Genomic DNA, 17,840 nt, shown 5'->3' with positions numbered 1-17,840 from the left:
CCCTGCGCGGCGGCGGGCCGGCGGCTCAGGCCGCCACGAGCAGGCAGACCGCGCGCGCCTCGATGGCCCGGCCCTCGCCCACCGGGCCCATCTTCTCGGCCGTCTTGGCCTTCACGTTCACCTGGCCGGTCGATACCCCCAGGCAGGCGGCGATGCGTTCGACCATGGCGGGGATGTGCGGCGCCATCTTCGGCGCCTGGGCGACGATGGTCGCATCCACATTGACCACCGCCCAGCCGGCCGCACGCACACGGCGCACCGCTTCTGCGAGCAACACGGCGGAGTCGGCGCCCTTGAACTCCAGCGCCGTGTCGGGAAAGTGGCGGCCGATGTCGCCCAGCCCCGCGCCTCCCAGCACGGCATCGGTGATGGCGTGCAGCAGCGCGTCGGCGTCGGAATGGCCCAGCAGGCCCTTGTCGTGCGGGACCGTGACGCCACCCAGCACGAGCGGGCGGCCGACGACTAGGGCATGGGTGTCCCATCCCTCGCCCACACGAAGGGGCGGCAGGGGGGACGGCGGGGCAGTGGGTGTCATGCGGTTCTCGTGGACAACAGCCGTTCGGCGAGCGCGAAATCGCCCGGCCAGGTGAGCTTGAAGTTCTCCCACTCGCCGCGCACCAGCAGCGGCTCGTGGCCCAGCGCCTCCACGGCGCTGGATTCGTCGGTGACGCCTGGGCCCGCATGGGCCAGCGCGGCCGACAGCAGGCCCAGGCGGAACATCTGCGGCGTCTGCGCGGCCCACTTGCCGCTGCGGTCGATGGTGCCGGCCACGCGTGTGTCGATGCCCTGGGTCTTCAGCGTGTCGGCGATGGGCAGGGCCAGCAGGCCACCGACCGCGTCGTCCCGGGATGCATCGATCAGCCGGTCCACCCACGCCGGCTGCAGCAGGCAGCGCGCCGCGTCGTGCACCAGCACCCAGTCCTCCGGCTGTGCCCCGCGCTCGGCCAGCACACGCAGGCCGGCGGCCACCGTCTCGGCGCGGCTGGCGCCGCCCGCGTCGGCCACCCACAGCCGCTCGTCGCTGTCGGCCCACGGGCCCAGCAACTCGGCGAAGCGGGTGTCCCCGGGGGACAGCACCACCAGCGTGGCAGCCAGCCGCGGCACCTGCCGCAGCGCCTGCAGCGTGTGGGCCACCATCGGCCGGCCCGCGACGGGCTCGTACTGCTTGGGGCCGGCCGTGCCGGCGCGTGCGCCCACGCCTGCGCAGGGAACCAGGGCAAAGCAGCGGGGCTTGTGGCCCGCAGGGGCGATGTGCATGGGCGAATTCTAGAATCCGCGCTCCATCGACCCGCCCCGCGCCGGCCGCCTCGTGCCGCCGCGGGGTGTTCTGCTTTGCGCGCTGCTCCTGCCATGCAACTGCCTGTCATCGCCCCCGGCAAACGCTTCACCCTGCCCCGCCCGATCGGTTCGGCGGACGCCCTGCTGCTCGCCCGCCTGGGCCAGGCGCGGGCGGCCGAACAGCGCATGCTGGTGGTGGTGACGGCCGAGCCGGCCGACAGCCAGCGCCTGGCCGACGAGCTGCCCTTCTTCGCGCCGGGCCTGCGCGTGGCCCTGTTCCCCGATTGGGAGACGCTGCCCTACGACACCTTCAGCCCGCACCAGGACCTGATCTCGGAGCGCCTGGCCACGCTGTGGCGCATCCACCAGAAGGAGGTGGACGTGGTGGTGCTGCCCGCCACCACGGCGCTCACCCGCATCGCGCCGCCCTCGTTCCTGGCGGCCACCACCTTCCAGTTCCGCCAGAAGGCGCGGCTGGACGAGGCGGCGTTCAAGAGCCAGCTCACGCTCGCCGGCTACAGCCACGTGAGCCAGGTGGTGTCGCCGGGCGAGTACGCCGTGCGCGGCGGCCTGATCGACCTGTTCCCCATGGGTTCCACCGTGCCCTACCGGGTGGACCTGTTCGACAACGAGATCGACTCCATCCGCACCTTCGACCCGGACTCGCAGCGCAGCCTGTACCCGGTGCCGGAAGTGCGCCTGCTGCCCGGCCGCGAGTTCCCCATGGACGAGGCGGCGCGCACGCGCTTTCGCCAGCGCTGGCGCGAGAAGCTGGAAGGCGACCCGACCAAGTCGCGCATCTACAAGGACATCGCCCAGGGCATCGCCACCGCGGGCATCGAGTACTACCTGCCGCTGTTCTTCGACGAGCCGGCCACCTTCTTCGACTACCTCGCGCCCGATGCCGCGCTGTGCCTGCACGGCGAGGTCGACGAGGCCCTGCAGCGCTTCTGGGCGGACACCCGCGAGCGCCACCGCTTCCTGCAGCACGACCCCGAGCGGCCCATCCTGGCGCCCGAGGAGGTGTTCCTGCGCGTCGAGGACTTCTTCGGCCGCACGGGGGCGCACGCCACGCTGGCGCTGCGCGGCAACGAGCCGGTGGACTGGGCGCGGCCGCTGCCCGACGTGGCCACCGAGCGCGGCGCCACCGAGCCGCTGGCGGCGCTGGAGAAGCACCTGGACACCACGGCGCACCGCGTGCTGCTGGTGGCCGAGAGCGAGGGCCGACGCGAGAGCCTGCTGGAGCTGCTGCGTGACCACCGGATCGAGGTGCCGAGCGTGGCCACGCTGGCGGAGTTCCAGTCCGGCCACGAAAAGGTGGCCATTGCCGCCGCGCCGCTGGCCGCCGGCTTCTTCTGGCACGAGCCCGAGGCCGGCGTCGCGCTGCAGTTCGTCACCGAGACCGAGCTCTTCGCCAGCGCGCCCACGGCGCGACGCCGGCGCAAGCAGGAGCAGACGAGCAACGTCGACGCCCTGATCAAGGACCTCTCCGAGCTGAAGGTGGGCGACCCGGTGGTGCACGCCCAGCACGGCATCGGCCGCTACCAGGGCCTGGTGCACATCGACCTGGGCGACGGCAACTCGGAGTTCCTGCACCTGACCTACGCCGACAACGCCACGCTGTACGTGCCGGTGTCGCAGCTGCACCAGATCAGCCGCTACACCGGCGTGAGCGCGGACGAGGCCCCGCTGCACAAGCTGGGCAGCAACCAGTGGGACAAGGCGCGCCGCAAGGCGGCCGAGCAGGTGCGCGACACCGCGGCCGAGCTGCTGAACCTGTACGCCCTGCGCGCCGCCCGCGAGGGCATGGCGCACCGCTTCTCGCCGCACGACTACGAGGCCTTCGCCGCCAGCTTCGGCTTCGAGGAGACACCCGACCAGCGCGCCGCCATCCACGCCGTGATCCAGGACATGGTGAGCCCGCGTCCGATGGACCGCCTGGTGTGCGGCGACGTGGGCTTTGGCAAGACCGAGGTCGCCCTGCGGGCCGCCTTCGTGGCCGTGCACGGCGGCAAGCAGGTGGCGCTGCTGGCGCCCACCACCCTGCTGGCCGAGCAGCACTACCAGACCATCGCCGACCGCTTCGGCAAGTGGCCGGTGAAGGTGGCCGAGCTCTCCCGCTTTCGCACCGCCAAGGAGGTGCAGGCGGCGCTGGACGGCATCGCGGCCGGCACGGTGGACATCGTGGTGGGCACGCACAAGCTGCTGTCCAAGGACGTGAAGTTCAAGCGCCTGGGCCTGCTCATCATCGACGAGGAGCACCGCTTCGGCGTGCGCCACAAGGAGGCCATCAAGGCCATGCGCGCCGAGGTGGACGTGCTGACCCTCACCGCCACGCCCATTCCGCGCACGCTGGGCATGGCGCTGGAAGGCCTGCGCGACCTGTCGGTCATCGCCACCGCGCCGCAGCGCCGCCTGGCGATCAAGACCTTCGTGCGCAACGAGGGCACGGGCGTGATCCGCGAGGCGGTGCTGCGCGAGCTCAAGCGCGGCGGCCAGGTCTACTTCCTGCACAACGAGGTGGAGACCATCGAGAACCGCCGCCAGAAACTGCAGGAGCTGCTGCCCGAGGCGCGCATCGTGGTGGCCCACGGCCAGATGCCCGAGCGCGAGCTGGAGCGCGTGATGCGCGACTTCGTGGCCCAGCGCCACAACGTGCTGCTGTGCTCGACCATCATCGAGACCGGCATCGACGTGCCCAGCGCCAACACCATCATCATGAGCCGGGCCGACAAGTTCGGCCTCGCGCAGCTGCACCAGCTGCGCGGCCGCGTGGGGCGCAGCCACCACCAGGCCTATGCCTACCTGCTGGTGCCGGACGTGGAGGGCCTCACCAAGCAGGCCGCGCAGCGCCTGCAGGCCATCCAGGACATGGAGGAGCTGGGCTCGGGCTTCTACCTGGCCATGCACGACCTGGAGATCCGCGGCGCCGGCGAGGTGCTGGGCGACAACCAGAGCGGCAACATGATGGAGGTGGGCTTCCAGCTCTACAACGACATGCTCAGCGAGGCCGTGCGCGCGCTGAAGAACGGCCAGGAGCCCGACCTGCTCTCGCCCACCAGCGGCATCTTCGGCGGCACCACCGAGATCAACCTGCACGCCCCGGCCCTGCTGCCCGACAGCTACTGCGGCGACGTGCACATGCGGCTGTCGTTCTACAAGCGCCTGGCCTCGGCCGAGAAGCTCGACCACCTGGACGCCCTGCTGGAGGAGGTGACCGACCGCTTCGGCAAGCTGCCGGCCCAGGGCCAGACGCTGTTCGACACCCACCGCCTGCGCATCCTGGCCAAGCCCTACGGCGTGCAGAAGGTGGACGCCGGCCCGCGCCTGATGAGCATCACCTTCCGGCCCAACCCGCCGATCGACGCGATGCGCATCATCGAGCTGGTGCAGAAGAACCGGCACATCAAGCTGGCGGGCAACGACAAGCTGCGCATCGAGCGCGAGATCGCCGAGCCGCGCGAGCGGGCGCAGTTCATCCGCGACACGCTGCGGGCGTTGGGGCAGCCAGTGGCGGCCTGAGCCCGCCCCCCCAGTTCAAGCGGGGTGAAGAAAACGGGAAGATGGCTGGAGGGAAAAGTGAAGAGCGCCCGCCGCGGCGGCTTCCTACAGTGGCGGCACGCCGGTGCATCGCGCCGGCCCGCCACCCCACAGGATTGCCCATGCAGCACATGCCCTTCGCTCCCGCCACGCCCTCCACCTCCACCTCCACCTCCACCTCCACCTCCACCTCCACCTCCACCTCCACCCCCACCCCCACCCCGGCCGCCGGGCGCCACGACCTCTACCAGGCCATCCATAAGGCGCTGCGCCGCCTGTACGCGGACACGCTGGTGCGGCTGGGGCAGGCGGACCCCGACGACGACGCCGCCCTGGCCCCCATGCTGGCCCAGGTGCGCATGCTGTGCGAGATCTGCGAGGTGCACTACGCCGACGAGGACCGCTTCCTGCACCCGGCACTCGAGCGGGTCGAACCGGGCTGCACCACGGCCATCGCCGCCGAGCACAAGGCGCACCGCGCCACCCTGGACGCCGTGCGCGAGCGCGCCGCCGTGGTCGAGGCCAGCCGCGGCGCCACCCGCCGCCAGGCCCTGAACCGCCTGTACCAGGACGTGGCCGTGCTGATGGCCGAAGACCTCATCCACATGCGCGTGGAGGACGAGGACTTCAACGCCGTGCTCTGGCGGCACCACGACGACGCCGCGCTGCAGGCCCTGGAGGGCGCCCTGGTCGCCACCATTCCGCCCGCTGTGATGATGGCGACGCTGCCGTGGATGATCGGGGCACTCAACGCACCGGAGCGGGCCGCCTTCCTCGGCGGCGCGCGCCAGGGCATGCCGCCGCCGGTGTTCGAGGCCGTCGTGGCCATCGCGCGGCAGGAGCTGCCGCCGGCCGAATGGCTCAAGCTGGCCGCCGCGCTGCAACTGCCGCCGCAGTGAGCGCCAGGCCGCCGGGGCGGTGCCGCCTCAGGCCTGCTGCGCCAGGCTCAGCGGCCGCAGCACGCACAGGCGGAAGCGCCCGCGCCCCGTGCGCACCAGCCGCAGACCGTCGCAGCGCTCTTCCAGCCGGCGCGTGAGCATCAGCAGCCGGGCCTCCAGGTTGTCGCCCACCTCGGGCAGGCGCAGGCTGGGCGCCAGGCGCAGCTCGCGGTTCGAGAACTCGGTGCGGCCTTCCTGCACGTGCGTCTGCAGCAGCAGCCACAGGATGGCCCCGGCCAGGCCGCGGATCAGGTACTGGTCGTCGAGGAAGACGCTGCCGTCGGCCGCGAAGTGGCGCACGCGCAGCGGCTCACCCAGCGGTTCGTGCCGCAGCGGGGGCCCGGCCGCCGCCACGGCGGGCTCGGCGGCTTCGGGCTCGTCCGCGCGCGACTGCAGGTGGCGCTGCAAGGCGCCCACGTGCGCGGCCAGCGCCAGCAGCGCGTCCTCGTCGTCGCTGGTGAAGCGCTGGTCCTGCGTGCTCTCGACGAACAGCACGCCCAGCAGCTCCCCGCCGTCGCAGATGGGTACCGCGAGCTGGCTGTGCGGCTGGGCCAGGCCCGGCCAGGGGATCTCACCTTCCAGCGGCTGCCCGCCTTCACGCACCAGCGCCTCGCGGATGGTCTGGTTGTAGGCGCGGTCCTGGGTGAGGTGGCCGATGCGGATGGGCGTGCGGGCGCGCGCCGCCACACCGATCACCCCCTGGCCCATGGGAATCTCGGCGCCCACGCCGGACGCGCCGTAGCCCCGGCTGGCCACGGTGGCCAGGCACTGGCGCTCGCCCTCGTGCATCAGCACCATGGCATGGTCGATGGCGAACTCGTGCCGCAGGGCGTCGAGCAGCCCGTCGAACAGCGCGTCGAGCGTCTGCAGGGGCATCAGCGCCTGCAGGGTGCGGCGCAGCGCGGCCAGGCGGTTCAGGCCGGGCGGCGGCTCGGGCAGCGTCGGGGCGCCCACCTGCTCGACCACGAGCACCTCGTACACGTCCGAGCCGCGCAGGCGAAAGACCTCCGCCATGCCGACATGGGACGCCACGCCCGCCAGCTTGGCCTTCATGCGCTCGAACAACGGGCCCTCGGATTCCGTGCGCAGGTAGCGGGCCCGCAACCGGTACATCGCCGCGGTGACCGGGTGCACCACCAGCAGCTCCACCAGCGGATTGGCCAGCACGTTGCGACGCGTCTTGTTGAAGAACTGGAACGACAGCGCCACGTGGCGTGCGTCCACGTACTCCACCTGCGACAGGTAGGCGACGTTGGGCTCGCCCTCGGCGCTGGCCGTGGCCATCACGCCGGGGATGCCGCCCTCCAGGCAGGGCCGCACGCTGTCCACCGTCAGGCGCATGCCGGCGCTCCGTCCAGCCGCGTGCCGGCGCGCGGGCCGGGCGTCTGCTCCCAGGCCTGCGTGGGCGTGAAGCGCACCGCCCACACACGCGCGGCCTGGGCGCTCTTGAGCGCGCGCGCCAGGTCGCGGCTGAAGCCGATGCCCTCGAGCTCGTCGGCGAAGTGCTCCACCCCACCCGCCACGCGGGCGAGCTCGTCGGGGGAGGCGGGCTCAACGCACGCATCGCGCCCCTTGAGCTGCACCGACGCATGGGTGGACGGCTCGCTCAGTACCACCGCCACCCAGCCACGCCGTCGCAGGTCCTCGATCACCGGCTCCTGGCCGCGCTCCGGCACGAAGACCGACATGCGACCGGCCGCGGCGTCCCAGCCGAAGCCCACCGCCCGGATGAGGTGCGGCTGCCGGTCCGCACTGCAGCTGCCGACGATCACGGAGACCGGTCGTGCCATCAGCGCGAGGATGGTGTCCCCCAGGATGACCGGCCGCGCCGGCGATGCGTGTTCTGTCATGTGCCCCTCCACGGGCCGCCTGGCACGTGCGCCGCGCCTGGCCGGGCGCAAGGGTGCCCCAGATCCGGCCGCACGCCAAGGGCCACGCGGGCCCGTAAGATCCGCAGCCTCGTTCCCGCCGCCCTGCCGGCGCCTCACCCGCCCGACCCACCCGATGCCTGCCACCGAAATCGCCCCCGGCCTGATCGCCCGGGGCTTCACCCCGCCGCTGCGCCTGGCCGACTACCGCCTGGCCGCCTTCGACATGGATTCCACGCTGATCAACCTGGAGTGCGTGGATGAGATCGCCTCGGCCGTGGGCAAGAAGGCCGAGGTGGCCGCCATCACCGAGGCCGCCATGCGCGGCGAGATCGCCGACTACAAGGAAAGCCTGCGCCAGCGCGTGGCGCTGCTGCGCGGCGTGCCCGTGTCGGCCATGCAGGCCATCTACGACGAGCGGCTGCAGCTCAACCCGGGCGTGGCCACGTTCGTGGCCGCCTGCCAGGCGGCGGGCCTGAAGACGCTGCTGGTGTCGGGCGGCTTCACCTTCTTCACCGACCGGGTGCGCGACCGGCTGAAGATCGACTTCGCCCGCTCCAACGTGCTGGAAGTCGAGCAGGGCCACCTGACCGGCCGCATGGTGGACCAGCCCTGGGGCGACATCGTGGACGGCGAGGAGAAGCGGCGCACCCTGCTGGCCACCTGCGAACAGATCGGCATCCCGCCGTCGCAGGCGATAGCGGTGGGCGACGGCGCCAACGACCTGCCCATGATGCGGGCCGCCGGCCTGTCCATCGCCTTCCATGCCAAGCCCGCGGTGCGCGAGCAGGCCATGCTGTCCATCGAATCCGGCGGCATGGACCGCGCGCTCGAGGTGCTGCGCGCCTGACTGGCCCGCCGGGGGCGGCCCGGTGCCCAGCCGGTGCCGCGCGCCCCAGGGCGGTTTCGCACCCCGCAGGGGCCGATTCGTCGCCCCCCCTCAGCCCGGGCGCCCGGAGCCGCCCACAATGGCGCCATGCCTGACGATCCCCTGCCCGTGCACCCCGGCGTCTCGGACCGCTGGGCCGCCTTCCGGCGGGTGGTGCGTCTGCCCACGGTGGCGGCGGTGTTCTGGTTCGCGCTCGTGTTCGCGCTGTCGCGGGTGGTGTCCTGGAAGGCGTCTGCAGCCGATCTCACCGGGTGGCTGAACCTGCTGGCGGTGTTCACCCGGCAATCGTTCATCAGTGCCCTGAGCATCCTGCTCTACGCGGGCCTGGCGGAAGCGCTGCTGGCCGGCGGCACGCGCAGCCTGCGCGCCGCCTGGGCCTGGCGCGTCCTGGCCGTGGTGGCTGGCAGCATGGTGGGGGGCGTGCTGCGCTACGTCGTCACCTATGCGCCGTCGTTCCATTCCCCGTTCTCATGGTCGTGGTTCGCCTACACCAGCGGCCTGTGGACGCTGCTGGGGGTGTGCGGCTACGCCCTGCTGCACCTGCTGCGCGCGGAGCGGGCCGGCCGCGAGCAGCTGGCCTGGGCGCGCCAGGCGCGCGAGGTGCTGGCCGCCCAGCAGATGGAGGCCGAGCTGTCCGCCCTGCAGGCGCAGATCGAGCCGCACTTCCTCTTCAACACGCTGGCCAATGTCAAGCGGCTGTACGACGTGGCGCCCGACCGGGGGCGGGACATGCTGGGCAGCCTGATCGCCTACCTGCAGACCGCGCTGCCCGGCATGCGCAGCCAGCGCGCCTGCCTGGGCGACGAGCTGGAGCGCGTGCGGCACTACCTGGCCATCCTCCACATGCGCATGGGCGACCGGCTGCATTTCGACATCGACGCCCCGGCCGAGCTGATGTCCGCCGAGATGCCTCCGATGGTCATCGCCACCCTGGTGGAGAACGCCATCCAGCACGGCCTCTCGCCCCTGCCCGAGGGCGGCCGCCTGCGCGTCACGGTGCGCCTGGCGGAGGACGGCCGACTGACCGTGGCGGTGCGCGACGACGGCCGCGGCTTCGTGGGCGCTGGCGGCAGCGGCGTGGGACTGGCCAACACCCGGGCGCGCCTGCAGGCGCTGTACGGGGCCAACGCGGCGCTCTCCCTGGAGGCGGCCGAGCCGCGCGGCGTGGTGGCGCGGCTGGTGCTGCCGTGCCGCCAGCTCGGCGGGGGCGAGCCGGCGCGACCGCCGGCCGCGCGCGACTGGCAGGCGGCCTGAGACCGGCATGACGGCGACGATTCCGGTGCTGCCCACGCGCACGCCCCTGGCCCGGCGGCTGACCGGCCTGCTCTGGCACGTGGGGCGGGCCTGGCGGTCGGTGCGTCCGGCGGAGGCCGGCGGCTTCCTCGTGCTCGGGCTGCTGTTCGGCATGGTGGACCTCACCGCCCTGGCCGACGCGCGGTCCTTCGACCAGCCGTGGCCGCTGTTCTGGCGCCTGCTGCTCACGCCGGTGGTGTGCACCGCCGTGCTGCTGCTCGTGTGGCTGCCGGCCGACCGCAGCGACCCCGCCAGCCCCTGGCGGCCCTGGCGCCTGGCCCTGGCCGCCGTGCTGGGCAGCCTGCTCACCGTGCCCACGCTGTGGGCGGTGTCCGACTCGCTGCATTGGCCGGGCGCGGAGGCCTTCTGCGCGCCCAAGTGCGACCCGCCACTGCCCACCTGGCAGCGCTTCGCCGGCGATTTCCTGGCCACGCTGCTGCCCGGTGCGCTGCTCGTGGCCCTTGTGGAGATGCTGCGCCGGCGCTGGCGTGCCGATGCCCAGTTGCAGGCGGTGCTGGACGAGCAGGCCGCCCTCGGCCGCCAGGCCATGGCCGCCCGCCTGGCGGCCATGCAGGCCCAGGTCGAGCCCACCTTCCTGTTCGAGGTGCTGGTGGATGTGCAGCACCAGTACGCCCGCGGCACGTCGGACGCCGCCGCCGCGCAGCTGGAGCGGCTGATCCACCACCTGCGGGTGGCCCTGCCCCGGCTGCGCGAGCACAACGCCACCACGCTGGACGCCGAGGCGGCCCTGCTGGGCAGCTACCTGGCGCTGCGCGAGGGCCTGGCGCGCCAGCCGGTGGCCTTCGTCGACGACCTGCCGCCGGCCCTGCGTGCCGCACGCCTGCCCGCCATGCTGCTGCTGCCGCTGCTGCAGCGCGCGCTGCGCGCCGTGTCCGGCCCGCCGCCGGCCGTGGCCCTGGCGGCGCACCGCACCCCCACCCGGCTGGTGGTGCGCCTGGCCGTCCATGCCGACGGGCTGTGCGGCGACGGCGACGAGCTGGCAGCCGAGCGCGAACGCCTGCGCGTGCTGGCGGGCGACGGCGCCCGCCTGGCCTGCACCAGCGGCGACGGCCGCACCGATTTCACGCTGGAGATCCCTGCATGAAGCACAGCGCCCACCCCACCGCCCTGGTGGCCGAGGACGAGGCCGCCCTGCGCGGCGAGCTCATCGAGCACATCGGCCGGCTGTGGCCCGAGCTCACCATCGTGGGCGAGGCGTCCGACGGCATCCAGGCCCTGCGGCTGCTGGACGAACTGCGCCCTGACGTGCTCTTCCTCGACATCCAGATGCCCGGCGCCACCGGCCTGGAGGTGGCGCGCCAGGCCAGCGGCCGCTCGCGCGTGGTGTTCGTCACGGCCTACGACGAGCATGCCGTGGCGGCCTTCGACCATGGCGCCGTCGACTACCTGCTCAAGCCGCTGCAGCCGGCCCGGCTGTTCACCGCCATCGGCCGCCTGAAGGAGCGCCTGGGCGACACGCCCTCGGACATCGGGGCCGTGCTGGACCGCCTGGCCGCCCTGCCCGCGGGCGCGCCCAGCCGCCCGCACCTGCGCTGGATCAACGCCTCCGTGGGGCAGACCCTCAAGCTCATCACGGTGGACGAGGTGGTGTACTTCGCGGCCGACAACAAGTACACCCGCGTGGCCACGCGCGACGGCGAAGCGCTCATCCGCAAGCCGTTGAAGGAGCTGGTCGAGGAACTCGATCCCCAGCAGTTCTGGCAGATCCACCGCTCCACCCTGGTCAATGCCACGGCCATCGCGGGCGCCACCCGCGACTTCCGCGGCCGCCTGCAGCTCAAGCTCAAGGACCGCAGCGACACCCTGCTCGTCGCGGAGAGCTACGCACACCTGTTCAAGCAGATGTAATGGTCTGAAAGACGGCGGGAGAAGGCCGGCCTTCTCCCCCGTTCGGCTCCTCACACGGCCCCGCGCCCGGACGATCAGTCGCCCATCTCGCGACTGACCGCGCCCGGATGCGCACCGGACCGACGGCCACGCGACGGACGACCGCGCCAGCGCGTGTCGGGCCCGCCGGGCCCGTCGCTGGCCACGAGGACCACCATGCACACCCTTCATTCGCTGCTGCGTGCGGCGACGGCCACGCTCGCCCTGGCGTTCCCCCTGCTGGCACCGATGGCGGCCAACGCCGCGGCCGGCACGCTGTCCACCGAGGCCATCGAGGCCGCCGGTACGCCCCCCGGCTACAACGCCACCTGCCGCTGCTACCGCAACGTGCCGTACGGCTCCGTGAGCTGGTTCGAGCCCACCACCCGCAAGTTCGCCCGGCAGGAGATGGACATCTGGATGCCCGATGCCGCCCTGCATCCGGGCCTGCGTCCGGTCGTGTACTACGGCCATGCCAACGCGGCCACGCACACGATCGCCTTCGACAAGGCCGTCGATTCCATGTACAGCCGCTTCGTCAAGCCGCTCACCGACGCGGGCTACATCGTGGTGTCCTACGAGTTCCGCCACCCGGTCGTGAACTACGTGTCCGGCATGAAGGCGCCTCGCCTGGACATCCAGAAGGCGATCAACTACTTCGTCGCCAACCACGGCGCGGCGCTCAAGGCGGACCCGACCAACACCTTCATCACGGGCCGCTCGCGTGGCGGTGGCCTGGGCCTGCTGACGGCCCTGACCGGCAAGTTCAGCGGCGGCACCACCGTGCGCGCCGTGCGCACCTTCCAGGCACAGACCACGTTCGACTGCCAGGAAAGCGCCCGCACCTTCGTGATCGAGTCCGACCGCGACGCCTTCCTGGCCGAGTGCACGGCCGTGCCGGGCGCGGGGTCCGCGCTGCAGTCCGTGACGGCCGCCGCGCCGCCGGTGTACGTGGGCTACGACCGCCCGTTCCGCCACCAGCTGGTGCCGGCCTCGGAAGTGGACGTGCACCACCCGGACTTCGGCCTGGCGCTGTGCGAGCGCTACAGCGCCACCGAGGCCGCCGCCCAGTGCGTGCCCGCCGAGGCGGTGCCGGCGCTCGACGAGTGGAAGGGCGTGGTCGACTACTTCAACGCCTACCGGGTGGCGCGATGAGGCCACGTTCGGCGGCCGATGCGCTGCGTTGGGCAGCGGCCCTGGCCCTGGCCACCTCGGCGGCCTGGTCGGTGTCGCCGGCCCGGGCGGCCAGCAGCCCCCCGGGCTATGACCCCGCCTGCCACTGCCACCGTGACGTGCCCTACGGCACGGTGACCTGGCTGGAGCCCACGACAGGGCAGATGGCGCGGCAGGTGATGGACATCTTCCTGCCCACGCCCGGCGCCTCGGGGCCGCACCCCGTCGTCTTCTACGGCCACCCCAACGGCGTGGACCATGTCATCGACGCGGACGGCCGGCCCGGTTCACGCTGGAGCCAGCTGGTGCAGCCGCTGGTGGACCGCGGCTACATCGTCGTCTCCTACGAGTTCCGCCATCCGGTCGTCAACTACACCGCCGGCCAGCCGGCACCGGGGCAGGACATCCGGCGCGCCATCGACAGCTTCGCCGCACGCTGGGCCGAGCCGCTCGGCGCGGATGTGCGCAACAGCTTCATCACCGGCCGCTCGCGCGGCGCCGGGCTGGGCCTGTTGACGGCCCTGCGCGGCGGCTTCCGACACGGCACGCGGGTGCGCGGCGTGTGGGCCTTCGAGGCGCAGACCACCTTCGAGTGCGAGGAGGCGGCCAATGCCCTGGTGATTCCCGCCGAGCGCCCCGCCTTCCTGGCCGAGTGCACCGCCGTCCCGGCGCCGGGGTCGTCGCTGCAGGCGGTGTCGAGCGAGTCGCCACCGGCCATGGTGTCGTACGACCGGCCGTTCCGGGGCGAGCTGGTGCCGGCCGCCGAGGTCGACGTCCACTTCCCCGATTTCGGCCTGCTGCTGTGCCAGCGCTATGCCGCACAGGGCGTGGGCCGGCGCTGCGACGCCCGCGCCTCGGTGGACAAGGACGCCGCCTGGCTGGGCCTGGCCGACCGGCTGGATGCCTGGCGGGCCCCGGCGCGGCGCTGACGCGGGCCGCGGTCGCCGGCACTGGGAGACGGCCGATCAGCTGCTCAGCTGGGCCCAGACCTTCTCGAGCCGCTTGACGGACACCGGCTGCGGCGTGCGCAGCTCCTGCGCGAACAGGCTGATGCGCAGTTCCTCCAGCAGCCAGCGGAACTCCTGCGTGCGGGCATCGGCCTGGCCCTTGAGCTCCGCCACCCGGCGCTGCCAGCGCTGCTCCAGCGGCCTCAGCTCGGCCAGGCGTTGCAGGTCGCGGGCGGGATCGGCTCGCCATTTGTCCAGCCGCATGACGATGCCCTTCAGGTAGCGCGGCAGGTGCTGCAGCGCCGCCCACGGCGTCTGGGCCACGAATCGCTTGGACACCAGGCGCTGCAGCTGCGTCTGGATGTCGTCGGCCACCTCCTTCGGCGGCCGGCTGTCCTTGAGCTTGCGCAGGGCCGCGGCGTACTCGGCGAGCACCACGCCGGCCTGCCGGGCCACTTCCTGCGCGATCAGGTTGAGCCGGGTGCGGCCCTCCTCGATGCGCCGCTGGAACGCCGCCGCGTCCTGCGGCAGCGGGTCGGCCAGGAAGGCGCGGTCCAGGGCGACGTCGACGATCTGGTCGCGCAGTTCCTCCTGCGTGCCCAGCGGCATGTACTGCACCGCCATCTTCTGCAGGTCGGGGATGTTCTTCTCCAGGTACTTCAGCGGCTCCTTGATCTGCAGCGCCACCAGGCGGCGCAGGCCGGTGCGGTGCTGTGCGGCCGCCAGCTCGGGCTCGTCGAAGACCTCGATCTCCACATGCGCGCCCTTGTCGATCAGGGCCGGGAAGCCGATCAGCGTCTGGCCCTTCTGGCGGATCTCCATCAGCTCCGGCAGCTCGCCGAAAGTCCAGGCGGTGTGGCGGGCAGGCGCCGTGTCCGCCGGGGGCGGCACCGGGGCCTTGACCACCGCCTGCACGCCGCGCGAGGCAGCGCCGGAACCGGCCGCCGCCCGCGCGGGTGCCGGTGCGGGCGCGGGGGCCGGCGCCACCACCTTGAGCGCGGCCAGCGCCTGGAAGGCGGAGCGCGCCTGGCCGCCCCACTCGGCCTTCAGGGTGGCCAGCTGCCGCCCCATGCCGAGCTGGCGACCGTGCTCGTCCACCACCCGGAAGTTCATGAACAGGTGGGGCGCGAGCTGCTCCAGCTTGAAATCGTTGCGTTGCACGGCCAGCTGGGTGCGCTCGCGCACGGCCTTGAGCAGGGCGTCGAGCAGCGCGCCTTGCGCGAACGACGTGGTGGCGCAGAACTCCGCCACGAACTCCGGCAGCGGCACCAGGCGCGAGCGCGGCCGCTGGTGCAGGCTCTTCACCAGCGCCAGCACCTTGGCCTCGAGCATGCCGGGCACCAGCCACTCGCAGCGTTCCTCGCTCACCTGGTTCAGCGCGTACAACGGCACCGTCACGGTGACGCCGTCCTTGGCGTCGCCCGGCTCGTGCAGGTAGGCGGCGGCGCAATCGACGCCGCCCAGGCGGATGGTCTTGGGGAAGGCGCTCGTCGTGATGCCGGCCGCCTCGTGGCGCATCAGCTCCTCGCGGCTGACCATGAGCAGCCTGGGATCCGACTTCGCCGCCTCGCGGTACCAGCGTTCGAAGCTGGCGCCACTGACGACGTCGGCCGGCAGCTGCTGGTCGTACCAGGCGAAGATCAGCTCGTCGTCCACCAGCACGTCCTGGCGCCGCGCCTTGTGCTCGAGCTCCTGCACCTGCGCCACCATGCGCCGGTTGTGCGCCAGGAAGGGCAGCTTCGTGTCCCACTCGCCGGCCACCAGGGCCTCGCGGATGAAGATCTCGCGCGCGGCGGCCCGGTCCACGTTGCCGTAGTTCACGCGCCGGTTGCTGTAGACGACGATGCCGTACAGCGTGGCACGCTCCAGGGCGATGACCTCGGCGGCCTTCTTCTCCCAGTGCGGCTCCAGCAGCTGGGTCTTGAGCAGGTGGCCGGCGATGGGCGGCAGCCACTGCGGCTCGATGGCCGCGATGCCGCGGCCGAACAGTCGCGTGGTGTCCACCAGCTCGGCGGCGACGATCCAGCGGCCCGGCTTCTTGGACAGGTGGGCGCCGGGGTGGCGCCAGAACTTGATGCCGCGCGCACCGAGGTACCAGTCGTCGTCATCGGCCTTCAGGCCGATGTTGCCCAGCAGGCCGGCCAGCATGGACTGGTGGACCTGCTCGTAGGTGGCCGGCGTGCCGTTCAGGCGCCAGCCGTGCTCGGCCACCACCGTGTGCAGCTGGGTGTGGATGTCGCGCCATTCGCGCACCCGCCGGGGGCTGACGAACTGGTCGCGCAGGCGCTGTTCCTGCTGGCGGTGGCTGAGCTTGTGGCTGTCGGTCTGCTGGGTCTTCTGCCCGGCATGGCCATGCACGCCACGGCCCTCCTCGATCCACTTCCACAGCTTCAGGTAGCCCATGAACTCCGACCTCTCGTCGTCGAAGAGCTTGTGCTTCTGGTCGGCCGCCTGCTGGTGCTCGAGCGGGCGGTCGCGCACGTCCTGCACGCTCAGGGCGCTGGCGATCACCAGCACCTCGCTGAGCGCCTGGCGGTCGCGCGCGGCCAGGATCATGCGGCCCACCCGCGGGTCCAGGGGCAGTCGCGAGAGCTCGCGGCCGATGGGCGTGAGCTCGTTGGCCTCGTCCACCGCGCCCAGCTCGGCGAGCAGCGCGTAGCCGTCGGCGATGGCCTTGCGCGGCGGCGGCTCGAGGAAGGGGAAATCCTCCACCGTGCCCAGGTGCAGCGCCTTCATCCGCAGGATCACGCCCGCCAGCGAGGAGCGCAGGATCTCCGGGTCGGTGAAACGCGGGCGGCCGGCGAAATCCTTCTCGTCGTACAGGCGGATGCAGATGCCGTTGGCCACACGCCCGCAGCGCCCGGCGCGCTGGTTGGCCGCGGCCTGGGAGACCGGCTCGATCTGCAGCTGCTCGACCTTGTTGCGGTAGCTGTAGCGCTTGACGCGCGCCAGGCCGGTGTCGACGACGTAGCGGATGCCCGGCACCGTGAGCGAGGTCTCGGCCACGTTGGTGGCCAGCACGATGCGCTGGCCCTGGCCGGTCTGGAACACCCGGTCCTGCTCGGCCTGCGACAGGCGCGCGAACAGCGGCAGCACCTCGGCATGGCGGTGCAGGGGCTGGTGCGCCAAGTGCTTGCGCAGGTGGTCGGCCGCCTCGCGGATCTCGCGCTCGCCGGGCAGGAACACCAGGATGTCGCCGCGGCCCTCGCGCCAGAGCTCGTCCACCGCGTCCGCGATGGCGTCATGCGTGTCGAACTCCCGGGACTCTTCAAAGGGCCGCCAACGCTGCTCCACGGGGAACGTGCGCCCGCTCACGTGGATCACCGGCGCCGGCCCCTTCGCCGAGGCGAAGTGCTGGGCAAAGCGCTCGGCGTCGATGGTGGCCGAGGTGACGATCACCTTCAGGTCCGGCCGGCGCGCCAGCACCTCCTTGAGGTAGCCGAGCAGGAAGTCGATGTTCAGCGACCGCTCGTGCGCCTCGTCGATGATGAGGGTGTCGTAGGCCTTGAGCAGCGGGTCGGTCTGCGTCTCGGCCAGCAGGATGCCGTCGGTCATCAGCTTGACCGAGGCGCCCGGCTGCAGCCGGTCCTGGAAGCGCACCTTGTAGCCCACCACGTCGCCCAGCGGGGTGTTCAGTTCCTCGGCGATGCGCTTGGCCACCGAGCTCGCGGCGATGCGCCGGGGCTGGGTGTGCCCGATCAGCCCCGTGCCGCCGGCCCCGCGCCCCCGGCCCAGCTCGAGCGCGATCTTGGGCAGCTGCGTGGTCTTGCCCGAGCCGGTCTCGCCGCTGACGATGACCACCGGATGCTCGCGGATGGCGCGGGCGATCTCCTCGCGCCGGGCGGACACCGGCAGCGATTCGGGGTAGGTGATAGGCGGGACCGGGTTCGGCACCACCGGCGGCCGGGTGGCCGGGCGGGCGTCGGTGCGGTCGGCCGGCGCGGGGCGCTCTCGGCGAGGGGTCGACATGGCAGGGCGCGGATTATCCGCGGCGCGACGGGCCATACCCCCTGCGGCACAATCAGGC

Annotated in this window: 13 protein-coding genes; 8 read left to right on the top strand and 5 right to left on the bottom strand. The window is 72.5% G+C overall.

Annotation, left to right across the window (positions count from 1 at the left end; all coding sequences use genetic code 11):
• Positions 1 to 25: 25 nt before the first annotated feature.
• Positions 26 to 535, bottom strand: a complete 510-nt coding sequence (ispF, locus tag ACE3UN_RS03865; protein ID WP_374673594.1) for a 2-C-methyl-D-erythritol 2,4-cyclodiphosphate synthase — start codon at positions 533 to 535, stop codon at positions 26 to 28.
• Positions 532 to 1,257, bottom strand: coding sequence for a 2-C-methyl-D-erythritol 4-phosphate cytidylyltransferase (gene ispD, locus ACE3UN_RS03860; protein WP_374673593.1), 726 nt, complete (start codon positions 1,255 to 1,257; stop codon positions 532 to 534). The genes ispF and ispD overlap by 4 nt, the downstream gene beginning before the upstream one ends.
• Before the next feature lie 93 nt (positions 1,258 to 1,350).
• On the opposite strand from ispD, the gene mfd reads away from it, so the two are divergent.
• On the top strand, positions 1,351 to 4,800 hold the full coding sequence (gene mfd / locus ACE3UN_RS03855; RefSeq protein ID WP_374673592.1) for a transcription-repair coupling factor: 3,450 nt from the start codon (positions 1,351 to 1,353) through the stop codon (positions 4,798 to 4,800).
• A gap of 140 nt (positions 4,801 to 4,940) precedes the next feature.
• Complete coding sequence (locus tag ACE3UN_RS03850) at positions 4,941 to 5,717, top strand: hemerythrin domain-containing protein (RefSeq protein WP_374673591.1); 777 nt, start codon at positions 4,941 to 4,943, stop codon at positions 5,715 to 5,717.
• Positions 5,718 to 5,744: 27 nt separating this feature from the next.
• Here the strand turns inward: ACE3UN_RS03850 and ACE3UN_RS03845 are convergent, their stop codons facing one another.
• Together ACE3UN_RS03845 and ACE3UN_RS03840 are read right to left on the bottom strand one after the other, a co-directional pair.
• Positions 5,745 to 7,097: a GAF domain-containing protein gene (locus tag ACE3UN_RS03845; protein WP_374673590.1), complete on the bottom strand. Its 1,353-nt coding sequence runs from the start codon at positions 7,095 to 7,097 to the stop codon at positions 5,745 to 5,747.
• Entirely contained in the window at positions 7,088 to 7,606 is a 519-nt protein-coding gene (locus tag ACE3UN_RS03840; RefSeq protein ID WP_374673589.1) for a pyridoxamine 5'-phosphate oxidase family protein, read from the bottom strand. The genes ACE3UN_RS03845 and ACE3UN_RS03840 overlap by 10 nt, the downstream gene beginning before the upstream one ends.
• Before the next feature lie 154 nt (positions 7,607 to 7,760).
• On the opposite strand from ACE3UN_RS03840, the gene serB reads away from it, so the two are divergent.
• The 6 genes from serB to ACE3UN_RS03810 all read left to right on the top strand — a co-directional run bounded on the left by serB (position 7,761) and on the right by ACE3UN_RS03810 (position 13,795).
• The gene (serB, locus tag ACE3UN_RS03835) at positions 7,761 to 8,474 is read left to right on the top strand and encodes a phosphoserine phosphatase SerB (protein WP_374673588.1); all 714 of its coding nucleotides are present in this window, start codon (positions 7,761 to 7,763) and stop codon (positions 8,472 to 8,474) included.
• 126 nt (positions 8,475 to 8,600) lie between these two features.
• Complete coding sequence (locus tag ACE3UN_RS03830; RefSeq protein WP_374673587.1) at positions 8,601 to 9,767, top strand: sensor histidine kinase; 1,167 nt, start codon at positions 8,601 to 8,603, stop codon at positions 9,765 to 9,767.
• 7 nt (positions 9,768 to 9,774) lie between these two features.
• Positions 9,775 to 10,911, top strand: coding sequence for a histidine kinase (locus tag ACE3UN_RS03825; RefSeq protein WP_374673586.1), 1,137 nt, complete (start codon positions 9,775 to 9,777; stop codon positions 10,909 to 10,911).
• Positions 10,908 to 11,675: a LytR/AlgR family response regulator transcription factor gene (locus ACE3UN_RS03820; protein ID WP_374673585.1), complete on the top strand. Its 768-nt coding sequence runs from the start codon at positions 10,908 to 10,910 to the stop codon at positions 11,673 to 11,675. Before ACE3UN_RS03825 ends, ACE3UN_RS03820 begins: the two co-directional genes overlap by 4 nt.
• 195 nt (positions 11,676 to 11,870) lie before the next feature.
• Positions 11,871 to 12,848: a hypothetical protein gene (locus tag ACE3UN_RS03815; RefSeq protein ID WP_374673584.1), complete on the top strand. Its 978-nt coding sequence runs from the start codon at positions 11,871 to 11,873 to the stop codon at positions 12,846 to 12,848.
• Positions 12,845 to 13,795, top strand: coding sequence for a hypothetical protein (locus tag ACE3UN_RS03810; RefSeq protein WP_374673583.1), 951 nt, complete (start codon positions 12,845 to 12,847; stop codon positions 13,793 to 13,795). The genes ACE3UN_RS03815 and ACE3UN_RS03810 overlap by 4 nt, the downstream gene beginning before the upstream one ends.
• Before the next feature lie 36 nt (positions 13,796 to 13,831).
• Here ACE3UN_RS03810 and hrpA read toward each other — a convergent pair whose 3' ends face one another.
• Positions 13,832 to 17,818: an ATP-dependent RNA helicase HrpA gene (hrpA, locus tag ACE3UN_RS03805; protein WP_374673582.1), complete on the bottom strand. Its 3,987-nt coding sequence runs from the start codon at positions 17,816 to 17,818 to the stop codon at positions 13,832 to 13,834.
• Positions 17,819 to 17,840: the final 22 nt, after the last annotated feature.

Source organism: Ideonella sp. (assembly GCF_041918995.1).
Lineage (GTDB): Bacteria > Pseudomonadota > Gammaproteobacteria > Burkholderiales > Burkholderiaceae_C > Ideonella.
Note: the sequence above shows the minus strand (reverse complement) of the source record. Positions and strands in the feature narration are given on the sequence as shown.